Source organism: Bradyrhizobium sp. Pa8, from assembly GCF_052588265.1.
The window spans coordinates 1,556,620-1,571,928 of the sequence record NZ_CP176767.1 but is presented as its reverse complement, the minus strand read 5'-3'; the positions used below and the strand labels follow the sequence as shown (position 1 = coordinate 1,571,928).

At 56.8% G+C, this 15,309-nt stretch carries 13 protein-coding genes; 9 read left to right on the top strand and 4 right to left on the bottom strand.

Going from position 1 to position 15,309, the window contains the following annotated elements:
- Positions 1-767 precede the first annotated feature (767 nt).
- From ACKWRH_RS07190 to ACKWRH_RS07155, 8 genes are all read left to right on the top strand, one after another.
- Entirely contained in the window at positions 768-1,622 is an 855-nt protein-coding gene (locus tag ACKWRH_RS07190; protein WP_445219916.1) for an electron transfer flavoprotein subunit beta/FixA family protein, read from the top strand.
- Positions 1,623-1,670: 48 nt separating this feature from the next.
- A complete protein-coding gene (locus ACKWRH_RS07185) occupies positions 1,671-2,918 on the top strand; it encodes a dicarboxylate/amino acid:cation symporter (RefSeq protein WP_445219915.1) in 1,248 nt (415 codons plus the stop codon).
- 1,504 nt (positions 2,919-4,422) lie between these two features.
- Positions 4,423-4,839, top strand: coding sequence for a DUF7694 domain-containing protein (locus ACKWRH_RS07180; RefSeq protein WP_445219914.1), 417 nt, complete (start codon positions 4,423-4,425; stop codon positions 4,837-4,839).
- Between the two features lie 642 nt (positions 4,840-5,481).
- Positions 5,482-5,913, top strand: a complete 432-nt coding sequence (locus ACKWRH_RS07175; protein ID WP_445219913.1) for a response regulator — start codon at positions 5,482-5,484, stop codon at positions 5,911-5,913.
- 252 nt (positions 5,914-6,165) lie between these two features.
- Positions 6,166-6,819, top strand: coding sequence for an FkbM family methyltransferase (locus ACKWRH_RS07170; RefSeq protein ID WP_445219912.1), 654 nt, complete (start codon positions 6,166-6,168; stop codon positions 6,817-6,819).
- A 187-nt stretch (positions 6,820-7,006) separates the two neighbouring features.
- Positions 7,007-8,092 carry a GDP-mannose 4,6-dehydratase gene (gene gmd, locus ACKWRH_RS07165; protein ID WP_445219911.1) on the top strand — a complete coding sequence of 362 codons (1,086 nt, stop codon included), beginning with the start codon at positions 7,007-7,009 and terminating at the stop codon, positions 8,090-8,092.
- Positions 8,073-9,065, top strand: coding sequence for a GDP-L-fucose synthase (fcl, locus tag ACKWRH_RS07160; protein WP_445219910.1), 993 nt, complete (start codon positions 8,073-8,075; stop codon positions 9,063-9,065). Before gmd ends, fcl begins: the two co-directional genes overlap by 20 nt.
- A 1,069-nt stretch (positions 9,066-10,134) precedes the next feature.
- Positions 10,135-10,617, top strand: a complete 483-nt coding sequence (locus tag ACKWRH_RS07155; protein WP_445219909.1) for a MarR family winged helix-turn-helix transcriptional regulator — start codon at positions 10,135-10,137, stop codon at positions 10,615-10,617.
- A gap of 401 nt (positions 10,618-11,018) precedes the next feature.
- Here the strand turns inward: ACKWRH_RS07155 and ACKWRH_RS07150 are convergent, their stop codons facing one another.
- Positions 11,019-12,161 (bottom strand): hypothetical protein, encoded by a 1,143-nt coding sequence (locus ACKWRH_RS07150; protein ID WP_445219908.1) that lies wholly within the window; start codon positions 12,159-12,161, stop codon positions 11,019-11,021.
- Positions 12,162-12,756: 595 nt separating this feature from the next.
- Positions 12,757-12,963, bottom strand: a complete 207-nt coding sequence (locus tag ACKWRH_RS07145) for a cold-shock protein (protein WP_445222333.1) — start codon at positions 12,961-12,963, stop codon at positions 12,757-12,759.
- Between the two features lie 577 nt (positions 12,964-13,540).
- Here ACKWRH_RS07145 and ACKWRH_RS07140 point away from each other — a divergent pair.
- Entirely contained in the window at positions 13,541-13,708 is a 168-nt protein-coding gene (locus ACKWRH_RS07140) for a hypothetical protein (protein WP_445219907.1), read from the top strand.
- Between the two features lie 263 nt (positions 13,709-13,971).
- On the opposite strand, the gene ACKWRH_RS07135 is transcribed toward ACKWRH_RS07140, so the two are convergent.
- Both ACKWRH_RS07135 and ACKWRH_RS07130 read right to left on the bottom strand, forming a co-directional pair.
- Positions 13,972-14,589: an RICIN domain-containing protein gene (locus ACKWRH_RS07135; RefSeq protein ID WP_445219906.1), complete on the bottom strand. Its 618-nt coding sequence runs from the start codon at positions 14,587-14,589 to the stop codon at positions 13,972-13,974.
- A gap of 61 nt (positions 14,590-14,650) precedes the next feature.
- Positions 14,651-14,830 carry a hypothetical protein gene (locus tag ACKWRH_RS07130; protein ID WP_445219905.1) on the bottom strand — a complete coding sequence of 60 codons (180 nt, stop codon included), beginning with the start codon at positions 14,828-14,830 and terminating at the stop codon, positions 14,651-14,653.
- Positions 14,831-15,309: the final 479 nt, after the last annotated feature.

Here is a 15,309-nt window from a genome sequence, read left to right as displayed (position 1 = left end):
TGCAGTTGTAGCCGAACAACCAACTTATCGGGTTGCTGAGGCTATGGGCTCGGATTGCGGGGCAGTCCGGGCCCGCCATCTGCGAAACGCGGGGTTTTACCTCGCACGAACTGCTGTTCGCTGACTGAAATCACCCCCAGTTAAGTCCAAAAGCCACAAACGCCTTTGATGAAATGCAACAAGCTGCGGATCGGCACGATCGCCGACTATTGCCAAACCCACCATAAGAGGCCACGAAGCAAACCAATTGTTTTGTTGCTGACAATTCGAATTGAGTTGATGTTCAGCAGCCATTCCTTGCTATTCGTGCGCTTGTGAAATCAGCGTTATCCGTGAGCGGCACGCTGCTTGCTTTGTTCAACGTAGCATTGCCATCCAGCCTGGTGATGCAGGGGCGGGCCCGGCGCGCCCCCGCTTGTGCGTCAGGCCCGCCCTGTTCTGATCTCTGAGCTAGAAGCGCATCGGCTTGACGGAAATTCGTAAACTTGACACGGCCTTAGGTTCAAGGCCACACAAAGGGATACTCGTATGGAACGTCGGCGCGGACCACAGCCGCAGCGTCGCTTGGTGGCATGCGGCCTGAACCTGCGGAAGAGATTGTCGTATCTGCGACGTGCCGTCGGAATTGTTGAGCTGGTGCCACCAACCGTCGCCCTAGATGCGTCCGCGGCAACCCACTGCATCAGCGTCTAATTGTTGAAGCCCGTCCACTGGTATGAGACTTGGTGTTTCAATTCAATTCCTTGCAGATTTTGGAGAGAGGGTCGATGCACAACGTCGTCTGCATAAAGCAAGTTCCGGACTCGGCGCAGATTCGCGTACATCCCGTGACGAACACCATCATGCGCCAGGGCGTACCGACAATCGTTAATCCTTACGACTTGTTCGCGCTCGAGGCCGCGCTGGAGCTGCGCGACAAGATTGGCGGCGAGATCACTGTTCTGACCATGGGACCTCCAGCCGCGGAAGACTCGCTGCGAAAGGCACTGACCTTCGGTGCAGATCGCGCGGTGTTGCTCACCGATCGTATTTTCGCAGGCGCCGATACGCTTGCGACCACTTACGCCCTGGCAACGGCCATTCGTAAAATTGGAGAGGAGTACGGCCCGCCCGACCTCATCTTTGCGGGCAAGCAGACGATCGATGGTGACACCGCTCAGGTTGGGCCTGGTATTGCCAAGCGGCTCGGAGTGGTGCAGCTCACTTATGTCGCGGAGATCACGAACCTCGATCTCGCGGCACGCGCGATCGAGGTTGAACGGCGCGCGGAGGGCGGTGTACAGGTGCTGCGCACAAAGTTGCCATGTCTCATTACCATGCTAGAGGCGACAAATGAGATCCGGCGAGGTAGCATGATGGATGCCTTGCGTGCGGCACGCACTCCCATCGTAAAATGGAATGCACACGATGCAGGTGTCGCAGATATCTCGAAATGCGGTCTTAAAGGCTCGCCGACTATCGTTAAGCGTGTCTTCGCCCCCTCAAAGCGTGCCGAGAGAGCAATGCTGGTGGAGGGCGCCGAGCAACCTGTACCAGCGTTGATCGACGCGATCTTTAAGCACCGACCGAAGCTTGAAACTGAACTTGCAGCCCTGGCGCGCGCTTCTGATCTGACGCCGTAGCGATGAGCCATTGAAATCTATTGCTATTATCGCGCCGTGGTGCTGCCTATGAGGCCTTGGTACAAGATTCTTTACGCCCAGGTGCTGATCGCCATTGTCCTGGGCACCATCGTCGGCTGGCTGTGGCCCGCGCTCGCCACCAACGACTGGATCAAGGCGATGGGCGACGGCTTCATCAAGCTGATAAAGATGGTGATCGCCCCGATCATCTTCTGCACCGTGGTCTCGGGCATCGCCCACATCCAAGACGCCAAGAAGGTCGGCCGCATCGGCGTCAAGGCCCTAGTCTATTTCGAGATCGTCTCCACCTTTGCGCTGCTGATCGGCCTGATCGTCGGCAATCTCGTCAAGCCGGGCGCGGGCTTCGGCAGTGGCGCAGCCAACGCCCAGGCGGTCGCCAACTACGCCAAGCAGGCTGAGGGACAGAAGGGCGTCGACTTCATCCTCCACATCATCCCTGACACCGTCGTCGGCGCCTTCGCGCAAGGCGAGATCCTTCAGGTGCTGCTGTTCTCGGTCTTGTTCGGCTTCGCCATCATGGGCCTCGGCGAGCGCGGCCACGCGATCCGCAACTTCATTGATGATGCCGCCCATGCCATTTTCGGCGTGATCTCGATCGTGATGCATGCCGCACCGATCGGCGCGTTCGGCGCGATGGCCTATACCATCGGAAAGTTCGGCACCGGCGCGATCCTCAATTTGATCGGCTTGATCGCGACTTTCTACATCACTGCCGCGCTGTTCGTATTCGTCGTGCTCGGCATCATCGCCCGGCTCGCCGGCTTCTCGATCTTCAGATTCCTCGCCTACATCAAGGACGAGCTCCTGATCGTGCTCGGCACCTCCTCCTCAGAAAGCGCATTGCCGTCCTTGATGGAGAAGCTGGAACGGCTCGGTTGCTCCAAGTCGGTGGTCGGCCTCGTGGTGCCCACGGGTTATTCGTTCAATCTCGACGGCACCAACATCTACATGACGCTGGCAACGCTCTTCATCGCGCAGGCACTCGGCTTCGATCTCACCCTTGGCCAGCAGATGACGATCCTGGTCGTAGCCATGCTGACCTCGAAGGGCGCTTCCGGCATCACCGGAGCCGGCTTCATCACGCTCGCTGCGACGCTGGCAGTGGTCGATCCGCGGCTGGTGCCGGGCATGGCGATCGTGCTCGGCATCGACAAGTTCATGAGCGAATGCCGCGCGCTGACCAATCTCTGCGGCAACGGCGTTGCCTGCGTGATCGTCGCCTGGTGGGAAGGCGAGCTCGACCGAAAGAAGCTCAGCGGGCGCGTCTGCTGGTAAATTCATCGAACGAGATCATGAGATTGGACGGGCAGGCGCCACGCACTGGACGCTGAGGATAAGCGCGCTCGCGACCAGTCCGTACGGGGGGCTTGACAGTTGGCTCAGCACGCGGCGCCTATCTCTGTGGCCCGGGAAGAAGGAGCAACAGCAGCAGGTCGAAGCTTACCGTGCGAGTAGCATATGGTGCGGCCATGCCGAACTAGGCATGAGGGAGGGGACCGGCCGCTCCAGTTCTGTCCGCCAGAGCGCAAATGGGATTTCAAAGCCGCGGTTGAGCTCGGAGCGCAGCTGGTTTCACCAGGATCTTGAGAGCTCGTGAACGTCGGCCGCCGGCTCGCGAAGAATCCGAACGGTCGCATCTAGGTCCAGAAAATGAGTGACGCTTCATGCTGCGGCAGAACTGCTTTGTTACGGCGGCCTCAACGAGCCAAAATTATCTCCGGAGAAGTTCTGCTAACGCGTCAATCGCGCTCGCCGAGCAACGAATATCGTCGATTTCGTGAGATAACGTGATCGCTCTCGCCTTAACAGCAGCTATATTCGGAAGCTCTGGAGCGCGACATTCAAGCTCTTTCAGGCGTTGGTTCAGTTCTCCTAGCTGAATCTGAAGTCGTTCGATGTCCGCGTCTCGGCGTGTTGGAGATTTGATGGTCCAGCTTCGCCGTGCTTGCATGATTCGTCCCTTCTTTAGCTCGCGCTAACATCTTAGGAATGTTCGTCGTGGCCGGAATTGGGAGTTCTCCTCGATCGCCTGACGATGTGACGTCGCATCGAACCCGCTCTTGTATCCGTCAGGTTTTATCAACAAACGTCGCCGTCAACAAAGTGCATTGCTGACCAGTTGACAAAATAAGGCGTAGCCAGGCTGCTGAACGACTTGAATCTAACGTTACGTCAGGTTGTAGGATTAAGGACAATCGTGAGCAACCTGACGGCGACACGGTGCCGACGTAGTCGACTCCCCCGGGAAAGTTGGCTGCTCGCGAGGCCAACGCATGTGCCGAGCGTCAGAAAGCGATAGTTGAGCTCGACGTTAAGGCTGCCCATGGCCAGTTATGAGCAGCCAAAGCTCTTCTTAATTCTCGCCTGGAAAGTCGAATTAAGATTGTGGTGTTGAAAGTGGAGCATACGACCAAGCCGCGAGGATCGCGGCGTGAGTAGCGTTCCAAGCGTTTTTGTTTGGGTGCTCCACCGTCCCGGGGCGATCGCGTCTCGAGCCAACTCGAGACGGGCCGCCCCAGCGATCAGATGCCTTGTTATTCCGCGGTTGTTCCGCGCGGACAGCTCGGCGATGCGGGAGGCGAGCGAATGGGGGAGCAAGGTCATCGTCAGGGCGGTGCTGCTTCATCGAGGGCAAGGCATCTTGCGACATGTGCCTGCAGGCCGTGACAATATAGGGGCGTACGGGGATTGCTCGGCGGTGCCCGTCTGAAGCGAAGAAGGCCCGAGCAGACGTGATCTACGTCAGATCCAATCTTTCTGCGGGGCAAAAGGAGGTAACATGAGAGCGCAGATTGCAGACCAGCTCGAAGCTGGTCGCGTACGATACGGACAATTCGCCAGCGCACCGGGATCAGGTCCTTGTGGCCTCTTCATTGTGCAGGGGCCCTGCGGCTGTAAACTTGAGATCATTGGATTGCTCCGCCCGCGCTGGGAGCACGTCTCCGTCTCGACACTGCGGCGCTGTCCGAATTGGCAGGAGATGTGCTTGGTCAAGGACCTGTTTTGGGATGAGGAAGAGTGCGTGATGCAGCTTCATCCGCCCCAGTCTGAATACGTGAACAACAGCCGATACTGTTTACATCTCTGGAGGCCAACCAATCAGGAAATTCCGATGCCACCCTCGGGATTCGTGGGCATCGTCGGGATTGGCCCATCTGAGGCGGCTACGCTGGCCGCTCAAATACGGGTCAGGTGACCCTGCCCGCTTGGAACGGTCTGGCGGGGAGCTCGCGACGGTTAGCGCGCTGCATGCCGATCCGCCGGCAAAATGCAATGGACCGTCCATCGATCCATTTGTGGGTCTCGGAAACTGCGCAGGGATCCATAGTCTGTCGCACAGGACGGTTCTCGCTCTCTTGGTCATTCGCCTGTATTCCCGTGATGCGAACCCATCTACCGTTCGGATATATTCTATCGATAGAATCGATTTTACGAACCACCTAAAGCGATGGATAATAAGCGCCGGTCCGAAGCGACGGAATTCAAGGCGTATTAGGATGATTGGCACCGAGACGATTTCTCAGGTCTACGTCGAGCATCGAGGGTCGATGCCAATTACTGCGCGTGTTTTCGCCGACTCGCACAAAGTCTTGCCAGAAGCCCGTGGTCTACGGCTGTCGGCAAACCTTCGTATAGGTCTTCCAACCTCTTCGATGTCGGTGACCTACCTCCGTACGATTGCGCCACCCCTCGATGCCATCCTAGCCTCGCGACGAAGGCAAGAGCGGTCGATGGCGGATGTCTAATGCTTCTTCAAAAGGATCGTGTGCAGCGCGGTCAAGTTGCGAGTCAAGTCTCGCCGCAGCTGCCGAAGGCGTCCCTCCTAGATCTAGTCCGAATGGCCCACACGCTCGATATCATCTCGGTCGTTTGCGATGATCGGACGGTGTGTGAGCCATTATTGAACATGCTCATTTCAGCAGGCTGCGTCCCAGATCTCTTCCAGAGTTCAGATGAATTCCTGCATTCAAAGCGTTACATCAGCACGTCTTGTTTGATCGCGGACATGCAGTTGCCGAACGCAAGTGGGCTAGACATACATGAGATACTCGTCGCATCCGGAAACGCAATTCCCACCATTCTGCTTCTCGCTGATCCCGACGACGACAACCGAGAGCGCGCGCTGAAGGCAGGCGTGTCGCATGTCTTGCGCAAGCCATTCAGCAATGGCGAGTTGCTCGCGTGCATCAAAGCTATTCTAAGACCGAACGAAGCTTCGGAGGCACCCTTGAATAGGATCATGCCCAGCTTAGCGCCCCTTCGTGCGTAACCCGTGGAATAGGCTCCTGGCCCGCGAACTGTTTGCGAATTCCAATCACGTCGAACTCAGTTCGTTTCGGAGTAACGACCCCACCTTTCCAGCGCATTAAAAGGCAATCAAGTCAAGGCACCAGAGCTCGGTCGATACTATCGCATCGTAGGAGACGCACGTGCCCTAAGGAGTTCAGACGTTCAATGGAATTACTGCCGCAATTCTTAGAAAGTCTACCAAAAAGAGATCCCTGCGAAAGGCCTAACGCGCATGCTAGACCCTAACCCGTTGGAAGTGCACCACCAGATCGTTTCACTTCTGGAAAATCCAAGCCCCGTTATCTTGGACATCGGCTCTTATGATGGAACCGATGCGCGACGTTTTCTCCAGCTGCGCCCGGACGCGCATTTCTACTGCTTTGAGCCTGACCCTCGAGCGTTGGTTCGGTTTAAGAAGAACATGCAGGACCTCAGCAGTGTGAAGCTGTTTGAGTTCGCGATCAGTGATCGAAATGGAGAAATTGAATTCCACCCAAGCAATGGGGATGGAGAGGCGGAGGGATGGGACCTATCGGGCTCAATACGCCGACCAAAGAACCATCTTGCTGAGTATGATTGGGTGCGATTCGATCAACCAATCACCGTTGAAACTCGAAGGCTGGATGACTGGAGCAGCGAAGCTAACCTGAACAAGATTGATTTGATCTGGATGGATGTTCAGGGAGCGGAATCCGATGTCATCGCTGGCGGCAGCCGGACCTTGAGCAATACGCGCTTCATCTACACGGAATATAGCGACCGCGAGCTTTACGAAGGCCAGCTCTCCCTGCAAGCCATCCTTGAGCTCTTACCATCATTCGAAGTGGTAAGGCTCTATCCGCGCGCAGTGGAAGGTGACGTATTGCTTAGGAATACTAGCTGTTAGCCGGGTCTGTGCTAATCTTTGCTGCCCGAGGTGCCAATCGAACGCAAACAGATACGCAAGACGTCGGCAGGCCTTGTTGGTCAACGGTTTTGACGCGACTCGACACAGCTCCCCGCCAAGTACTTACGGCCGGAAGGGGACTGAGGGACGCGCAAACCGATCGGTCCGTTTGCACCAGGATGAAACTTTGACTAATCAAGACTCTCAGCGGCGTGTCGCTTTGATCACCGGCGTGACCGGGCAGGATGGCGCCTATCTCTCCGAACATCTACTGTCGCTTGGCTATGTCGTGCATGGCATCAAGCGGCGGTCCTCTTCCTTCAACACCGCGCGCGTCGACCATCTCTATCAGGACCGGCATGTCGGGAGTGTCCCATTTCTCATGCACTACGGCGACATGACCGACTCGACCAATCTGATCCGCTTGGTCCAGCAGATCAGACCGACCGAGATCTACAATCTTGCCGCCCAGAGCCATGTCGGCGTTAGCTTTGAAAGTCCGGAATATACGGCAAATGCCGACGCGATCGGTGTGCTGCGCCTTCTCGAGGCGATCCGGATTCTTGGCTTGGAGAAAGAGACACGCTTCTACCAGGCTTCTACGTCCGAGCTTTACGGCCTGGTCCAGGAAGTCCCCCAGAAAGAGACCACGCCGTTTTATCCGCGTTCGCCCTATGGTGTGGCCAAGCTCTACGGCTACTGGATCACGGTGAACTACCGCGAAGCCTATGGCATGTTCGCAAGTAACGGCATCCTGTTCAATCACGAGAGCCCGGTCCGCGGCGAGACTTTTGTCACCCGTAAGATCACCCGCGCGGTCGCCCGCATTGAGGTCGGTCTCGAGGATTCGCTCTATCTCGGCAACCTCGAAGCCAAGCGCGACTGGGGGCATGCCCGCGACTACGTCGAAGGGATGCACATGATTCTGCAGGCCGATAAGCCCGATGATTTCGTGCTCGCGACCGGCGAGACGCGGTCGGTGCGCGAGATGGTCGATACTGCCTTTGCCGAGGTCGGCCGCAAGATCGAGTGGCGCGGCAAGGGCGTCGATGAGACTGGCGTCGATGTGAAGAGCGGTAAGACCGTGGTCCGGATCGATCCGACCTATTTCAGGCCGACCGAGGTCGACCTTCTCGTTGGCGATGCCGGCAAGGCGCGGCAAAAGCTCGGCTGGAAGCCGAAGCGCAGCTTTGCGCAGCTCGTGCAGGAGATGGTGGCAAGCGATCTCGATGAGGCGAAGCGCGAGGCCGACGGTGACGGCAACACCGTTTGAGCTGAAGGGCAAGACGGTCTTTGTCGCGGGCCATCGCGGCATGGTCGGGACCGCGTTGATGCGCCGGCTTACGCAGGAAGACGCGCGGCTCGTCACGGTGGAACGAAGCGAGGTCGATCTGCGCGACCAGGCAGGGGTGTTCCGTTGGTTCGCTAAGACGCAGCCACAGGTCGTGTTCTTGGCTGCCGCCAAGGTCGGCGGCATCGTCGCAAATGATACACTGCGCGCCGAATTTATTTACGACAACATCGCGATCGCCGCGAATGTGATCCACGCGGCTCACCTCAATGAGGTCGAGAAGCTGATGTTTCTGGGCTCCTCGTGCATCTACCCAAAACTTGCGTCCCAGCCGTTGCGCGAAGACATGATGCTGACTGGCCCGCTCGAGCCAACCAATGAGTCCTACGCGATCGCCAAGATCGCCGGCATCAAGATGGTGGAAGCCTATCGCAGTCAGTACGGACGCGACTTCATCAGCGTGATGCCGAGCAACCTGTATGGCCCTGGTGACAACTACCACCCCGAATATAGCCATGTGGTCGCAGCGCTGATCCGTCGCTTTCACGAGGCCAAGGTCGCTGGCACGAAAAGCGTCGTGGTGTGGGGCACGGGCGCGCCACGCCGTGAATTCCTCTATGTCGACGACATGGCGGATGCTTGCGTGCACTTGATGAAGGCCTATTCGGGCGCTGAGCTCGTCAACATCGGGACCGGTGAGGACATCACCATCGGCGCGTTCGCCCGCGTGGTCGCCAACATCGTCGGCTATCGGGGTGAGATTACTTTTGACACCTCTCGGCCCGACGGGACGCCGCGTAAGTTGCTCGACGTCAATCGACTCGCAAAGCTCGGCTGGCGCGCGACAACCTCCCTGAAAGACGGCATCCAGCAGGCTTACCAAGCCTTTCTGACATCAAGCAAGGACTGGAGAAGATCTACGGCTAGCGCTCGCCCTCGGCGCTCGCACCGCTAAGATTCTAGGACGACCGCGAACCTCGAGAAGCAACCTGCTCGTTGCGGTCAAGTCCTTGCGATTCTGACCGGCAGTCTGACGTCACCTCGCATAACGTTGCTCGGAGCGCGGACGAACGCGCCAAGGCGGCCAATACTGCGGGCCGAGCATTTGGCGCCCGCACTCTGTGCTCAATCACTAATAATGTGGAGTGCGATCGTGACGTAAGTGGAATCAATTGAAAAATGGCACTTTGACCTATTGTCAGCCAGAGAACTCGATACCATGCTGTTCGATGTCACGATGAGCACGATTCGCTTCGCTGCCCTCCTCCTCGCTGCCGACTAACGCCTCGGCATTGCGCACATGCTTGCTCGGTCACCTTCTCGCATGAAGTACCGATAGAGAGACGTTTCTGTCTCCGAGCGCCCTCCAGTGCTTGGACTCGCTTCTGACCATCGCCATCGACAACGCAAGAGCCGGGCGGACAATTCCAACGCGACATTCAAGATTTTGTCTTTGCTGGGTGTTTCAGGTCCAAAACGCAAACAAATTCGCCGGCCGCGGGACGATTTATGCCCCTTAGCACGGCCTGTGCCGCTCACCTCCACCTCTAAATGCGTGTCATGTCTGAATGGTGCCTCCTCGGAGAATTGAAGCAAATCTAACGAATACAGCTTCTATTGAACTGTTGCTCGATCACCAACCCGTGGAGGAAGGCGTTACGTACTCCCGCTGCCGAGTGGCATTTCCCCTTCGATAAGACGCCCGGATCCTAACCATGCCCTCGTGTTCGATAAGGCAACGTCATTCTATCGCAAGACGATTTTGTGGACGGAATCAATTGCGCGGATAAGCATCGGAACGAAGACGAGCGCTGCTTGTATTGCGCGTAGACGCAAAAGTGACAGCTGTTTGACATTGAACGTCAACGCGCGGCTAGATCAATTGTAGATCTCAATTGTTTTTGATAAACTGTGTCGTCCGAGCCCTTTTTTCGGTCGCACAAGAAGGCTAGGTACGTATTCGCCGAAGTGAACATCGATTGTGCGCGTATCGCGCGATATTGAGAACTACGGGGAGCAACAACATGCAAGTTGAAGAAAAACTCGATAGAGCAGTTAGTGACTTCATCTGGAATGTCGTCGAGGTCCATTGCCAACTCGAGGAAATACACAAGAGTTGGGCTCAGCTATTAGGCATAACCGAACCGCAGTGGTTGATCTTGATGGCCATCGAGGAACTCGATGAAGGTCGAGGGGTCTCGGGAATAGCGGTTGCGAACAAGCTGCGTATCCATCCCGCCTTCGTCACCAACCAAACAAAGAGACTCGAAAAACTGGAGTTTCTCGCCCGCGTGACCTCGCCTGATGATGCGAGATACCTGCGAATATCGCTGACTCAAAAGGCGCAGGCTGAAATCAGGAAGCTGTCAATCAAGAGACAAGCCCTTAACTCCACGATGCTGGACGGCCTCGACGAGGAATCTCTTCACTATGTCAACAAACGGCTAATGTTGCTTGCCAAGAACAGTCGATTGGCACCTCAAAAGTTGAGTATCGGTCTCTTGTAGATCGAAATGAGACAATGCTGAGCTAAGCATCAGAGCCTGCTCGCTTGGCACCAGCTGGACCACGAAGCCCGTTTCGGCTGCCGCCGCGCGCGACCTTGCAACCGCGCGAGATGTTCCGCGAGCATGGCAGTGCGAACGGACTTGCAGAAGCTTGAGCTACCAAGTTAGTCAGATTGCGCTTCCACAGAACAACCGGCCTGGGGTTGTTCTGGCGTTATCGGCGACCAAACGTCGCGCCTTGCTTGGTCATCCACCGTACGTTCGGATGCGAGAAACCTCATGAGCAGGGTTTATGGCGTCTCCCGGTATCGGCCTGAGATCAGGGAAAAGGTACAGAGGACTGGCCGACAGCATGCTGGCATACAGGAGCGCCGGCGACAAGGCTTCCGATGCTATCCAGCTCAACAATGGTTAGAGAGCGAACTCAGCACAAGCTGATGCTCTAGCCATCCGAAGATTCGATCGTCAGAGGTCACGAAATTTTCGACCTCCCCCGCGTCGGTCGTGATCATCCGCGGTATAGCCAACTGCAGATCAATGGGTGCGGCTGGGCCGTCACGTAGTAGCTTCATCGCTTCCGATGCGCTGACGATGCCGCGTCCACCGGCCACCACGAGAACTGGGCATCTCAACCGTCGTAACAATTGCAAGCGACGGGCTGAGACCATGTCCTCGTCCCGCACGTCTGCAGTTCTGGCAAGCCAGTCGACCGACGCCAGCATCCGAGCCAAATTCCAGAGGCCGCCGTCACAGACCGCTGCCGCAACGCGGCTATCAGATGCAGCAAAATCGGTTGCCAGGGTCGCGGACAGCCCGTCTCCATATACACCAATATGAGCTGCATCGATGTCGGACCGGGTCAATAAGTAATCCACACAGCAGGACAAGAACACGTCCGATTGACCGCGTCGGGAGTTTGAGACGTCTTCGTGAGCAACCACAAGCACGGACATACCCCGATCGATCACAACGGGTAAGAGTCTTCCGAGCAGCGTCGTTGCTGTTTCCTCTTCCGTGCTGATGCAAATAATTGCTGGGGCACTTGAAATACGACCGTCTGCGGGCAAGTAGTGAGCTGCAATCTCGACCTGATCGCAGCACTCGATTTGCACTCGCTCGATGTTCTGTTTCACCGCACCGAATTTTTGAATGACGGCATTGATCTTGGCCGGAACGTCTTCAATTTCTGAAGCGTCTTCATAAGCTAGTCGCCTGGCAACTTCAAAGGCGGTTAGCGCGCATAGCCAATCTTCTGCCGCCTCATCAAAATATCCCTTCTCTATGTTGGTATCACCAAGAAGGCGGTGGGCATCCCCGATGTTTATCCACCTTATGACCCATTCAGTTCGGCTTATGGTTGTGCAGGCAGCTTCGAGATTGTTGAGGAACGCTGCGGCGCCCCATCGGGTGGATGAAAGATCGCCCCTAACCTGAGGCCACGCAGCGCCGTCCATCCCCATTCGCCCCTTGGTGCGGATTTCAAGAGATAGCCGGTTCTGCAGCGCCAGCGTAGCTCCACGTGTTGCGTAGATAATAACTGGCAACGCAGGAGAAACTTCGCGGTATTAAGCCATGTACCGCCGAAATTGTGCCTTTAGTCACGGGAGCGCGCAGCTTTTCATCCGACCAAGTATCAGGCGTTCCGCTGCACGAGATTTGAGGTCGGGCAAAACCGAGCGAACCGCAGCGACCCACGCCTTCGAAAAAGAGCCGACAAGCTGCCTCCCGCCAGGAGCCGCCCCTAAGATAGCCTCCATCCTGTGAAACCTCGGCGCTGACTAGCCCCCAGAACCGTGATGAAAGCGGCTCTGGTGCGCGACTTGGCAAAACGAGCCGCGTGCCTCAAGAGCCAATTCTGAATGCGTTCGGAGTTTCAAGCGAGCCGCCCATCGAAGCGCCTTGCTCCTGTTCATGGCAGGCCGACATTCAGGCTAAAAGCAGCATTTAGAATGCTTCAGCGTAGTCGCCTGTTGACGCTATTCAGACAACTGGCCGCCCTATTCAGGCAGGGGAAATTACAGCGCCAGACAAGGAAACGGCCTCAGCCGCTCCGGGCAAACATGCTGAGGCCGAACCTACTCCTCGCGGACAAGGCTGAGCCGGAGCGACGAAAGGTCGTGCTGCTTTTCGCGAGCAGGACTATCCAAGTCGGAGATTTTCTGCGGACATTTTGCCAGAACGCCCGGCTATCATCTCGTAGCTGATCTTTGCACCCTCTACCAGCTCGGTATAGCCGGCCTTTTCAACGGCACGAATGTGCACAAAGATATCAGGGCCGCCATCATTTGGCTTGATAAAGCCGTAGCCCTTAGTCGGGTTGAACCATTTCACAGTACCTAACGCCACCACCGTAACTCCAATTTGACCCCGCGCGATTTTAGCCAGAGTGCCTACTGGCATCAAGGCCATTCGCAGGCGTATTGTAAGGCCGAGCGGATGTTCATGGATCCTCAGCCGCGTACCATGGGGGCGCCACAACGTTTTGATCTGCGTTGTGGCCCACACGCCGACGGCAGCCGTCCGCTGACCAGAGTCGCCCCACGTGCCGAGATAGAGCGCATCTGATCGTCGATGAAACCTCGAAGGGTTGCAAACGGGCGGACCAAAAGGCACCTTGAAGTTCCGGGTTATTGCTGTTTCTCAGCGGGCCGATGCCTTTCGGCTTGTTGAGGAATTATTCGCGATTGCCCGTTACGGCTTCGGCGTACTGGTCAATCGCCACGATGATCGCCTGCACATGGTGACAGCACCATCCTTACGAACACGGCCGTCGCAGAAGCATTGATCTAGTTTGGCCCGCCCTGTTTTGCGCAGCTCGTGGGGCCTGGTGAGGCGCCGACAAAATTTCGTAATCTTACGGCGCGGCACCTTTCCGTAATCACCAGCCCTGTCTAGGATGGGCCGCGAGATTGGGAGCTGGACAATGGCGGACAACATTCTTAGCGATGCGGCTCGGCGTAGCCGCATGTTGGAGGAGGTTCAACGGGAGTTCTCCAAGTTCGAGCGAAAAGAAAGCGAATTCCGCAGGAAAGAGCGCGAGGAGCGCGCCGCAGAGCTTCACCTTCCTTTGGACGGGATCAACGTCCACTAGTTGCCAACGCCGGACAGATTCACTTGTCCGTCATGTGAGTTTTTAGAACTAATCCTGCGACGGTCGCCCCGTCGCGGCTCTCCGCCTATCTTCGGCCTAGACCACCAGACGCTGGGAGCAGGCCGAGGGGGCTCACGGCCTCTTTCATTCGTTGAATGTCAGTATCTGGCTCTTCGCGACACATTGCGCCGCCGTTCGCAAACAGGTTCAAAACGGATGCGGTCTCCGTCGCTTCATGCCAACGGGGCGCGGAGGCAAACGGCCTAGGCCAGCAGGCCGCTTGCCTCTTTCACGATCGAGAAGCCGGAGAACCACTGGGTGATGTTGAAGACGAAGTAGGCCGCGGGCGCGCCCGACGAGAAGTTATCGTCGACCACCAGCGGCCCGGCAGGTTGGCCGGGTTGATCGAGAGCTGGAGATAGGCCGCGAGAGCGTAACAAAGAGATTGTTTCTTCGGCCAGCGAAGGCCAGACCGCAGCGACATTGGCAATGTTCCAAATATTGTTGCCGTTCGAGCCAGCCCAGGCCCAGGTGCCAATCGCCGTGCCGACGACCGCGTAGACATCCAGAGCGTTCAAAATCTGCTCGGTGTTGATGGTCAGGCGGATGGTGGTGAACTGCTCGTCAGGTCCGGTCTTCTGCCAGATGCTGCCGTGGGGCTCGAGGACGACCGGGCTGTTGTTACTAATGGCCGTCAGATATGTGCCCGTCGCGGTGTTGCGAAGATAGAACCCATCGGTGGCGGGCTCCCTCGTCCAATGCTGCTTCGGGTCACCGCTATTCAGCCATTGCAAGCTAACGAGGCCATTGCCCGAGGGATCGGCGGAGACGACCAGGTCCGGCTGCACGCTGAACTGGATGATTACGATTTCTTTGCTCATCAAGACTCTCATTTGGTGGTTTGGTTGAATTGCACGAGTGGCCGAAGCGGCCGCGGTCACGCTACAGTTGCCTCGACTGCAGGACGTTACGGCCGACTCCTGCTCTGACTACCGAAGGCGATTGCGGATTGTTGTGCATTGCCGCGCCACTCAAATCGAGCTTGATCTCGTTGCCGCTGCTTTCCACCAAACATGCCCCTTGGGCCTTTTCGGTCAGATTCACCACGAAAAATTCGTGCATTTTGCGCCTTAGTGCGCCTTCTCTTTCCTTCTCGTCTACGCCGTTCGGGCCTTTGCCTACGCGTGAAAAATAGTTTCCGCGGAATTTGCTAAGGTAGCGCTGTCGTCTCAACTACCTGATCTGGTAAGCTCGCATTCACATAGAGTCCGCACTTCGCCGATAGCTTTCGAGCATCTCATGCTGGCGACTTCAACTTCGTTCTGATGTGGGCCGCGTTGTGATTGGGACAGTGTGTATGGCTGTGCGTGGGCGCGGAATGCTAGATGCGAAAGAACTTCGGCGGCTGGAACAAATCTATTTGGCGGAAGCCGAGCGATCGACGAGAGATCTTGAACGAGACAACTTACTCATGATCGCTCGAGATTGCAGATATACGGCCGACAAAATCGAAAGACGTGCAGTGATCCATAGGACAATGATCGTCAGTGTCCTTGCCGCGCTCGCGCTATTTACCGTCTTGTGCATTTCCTAGGCGATGG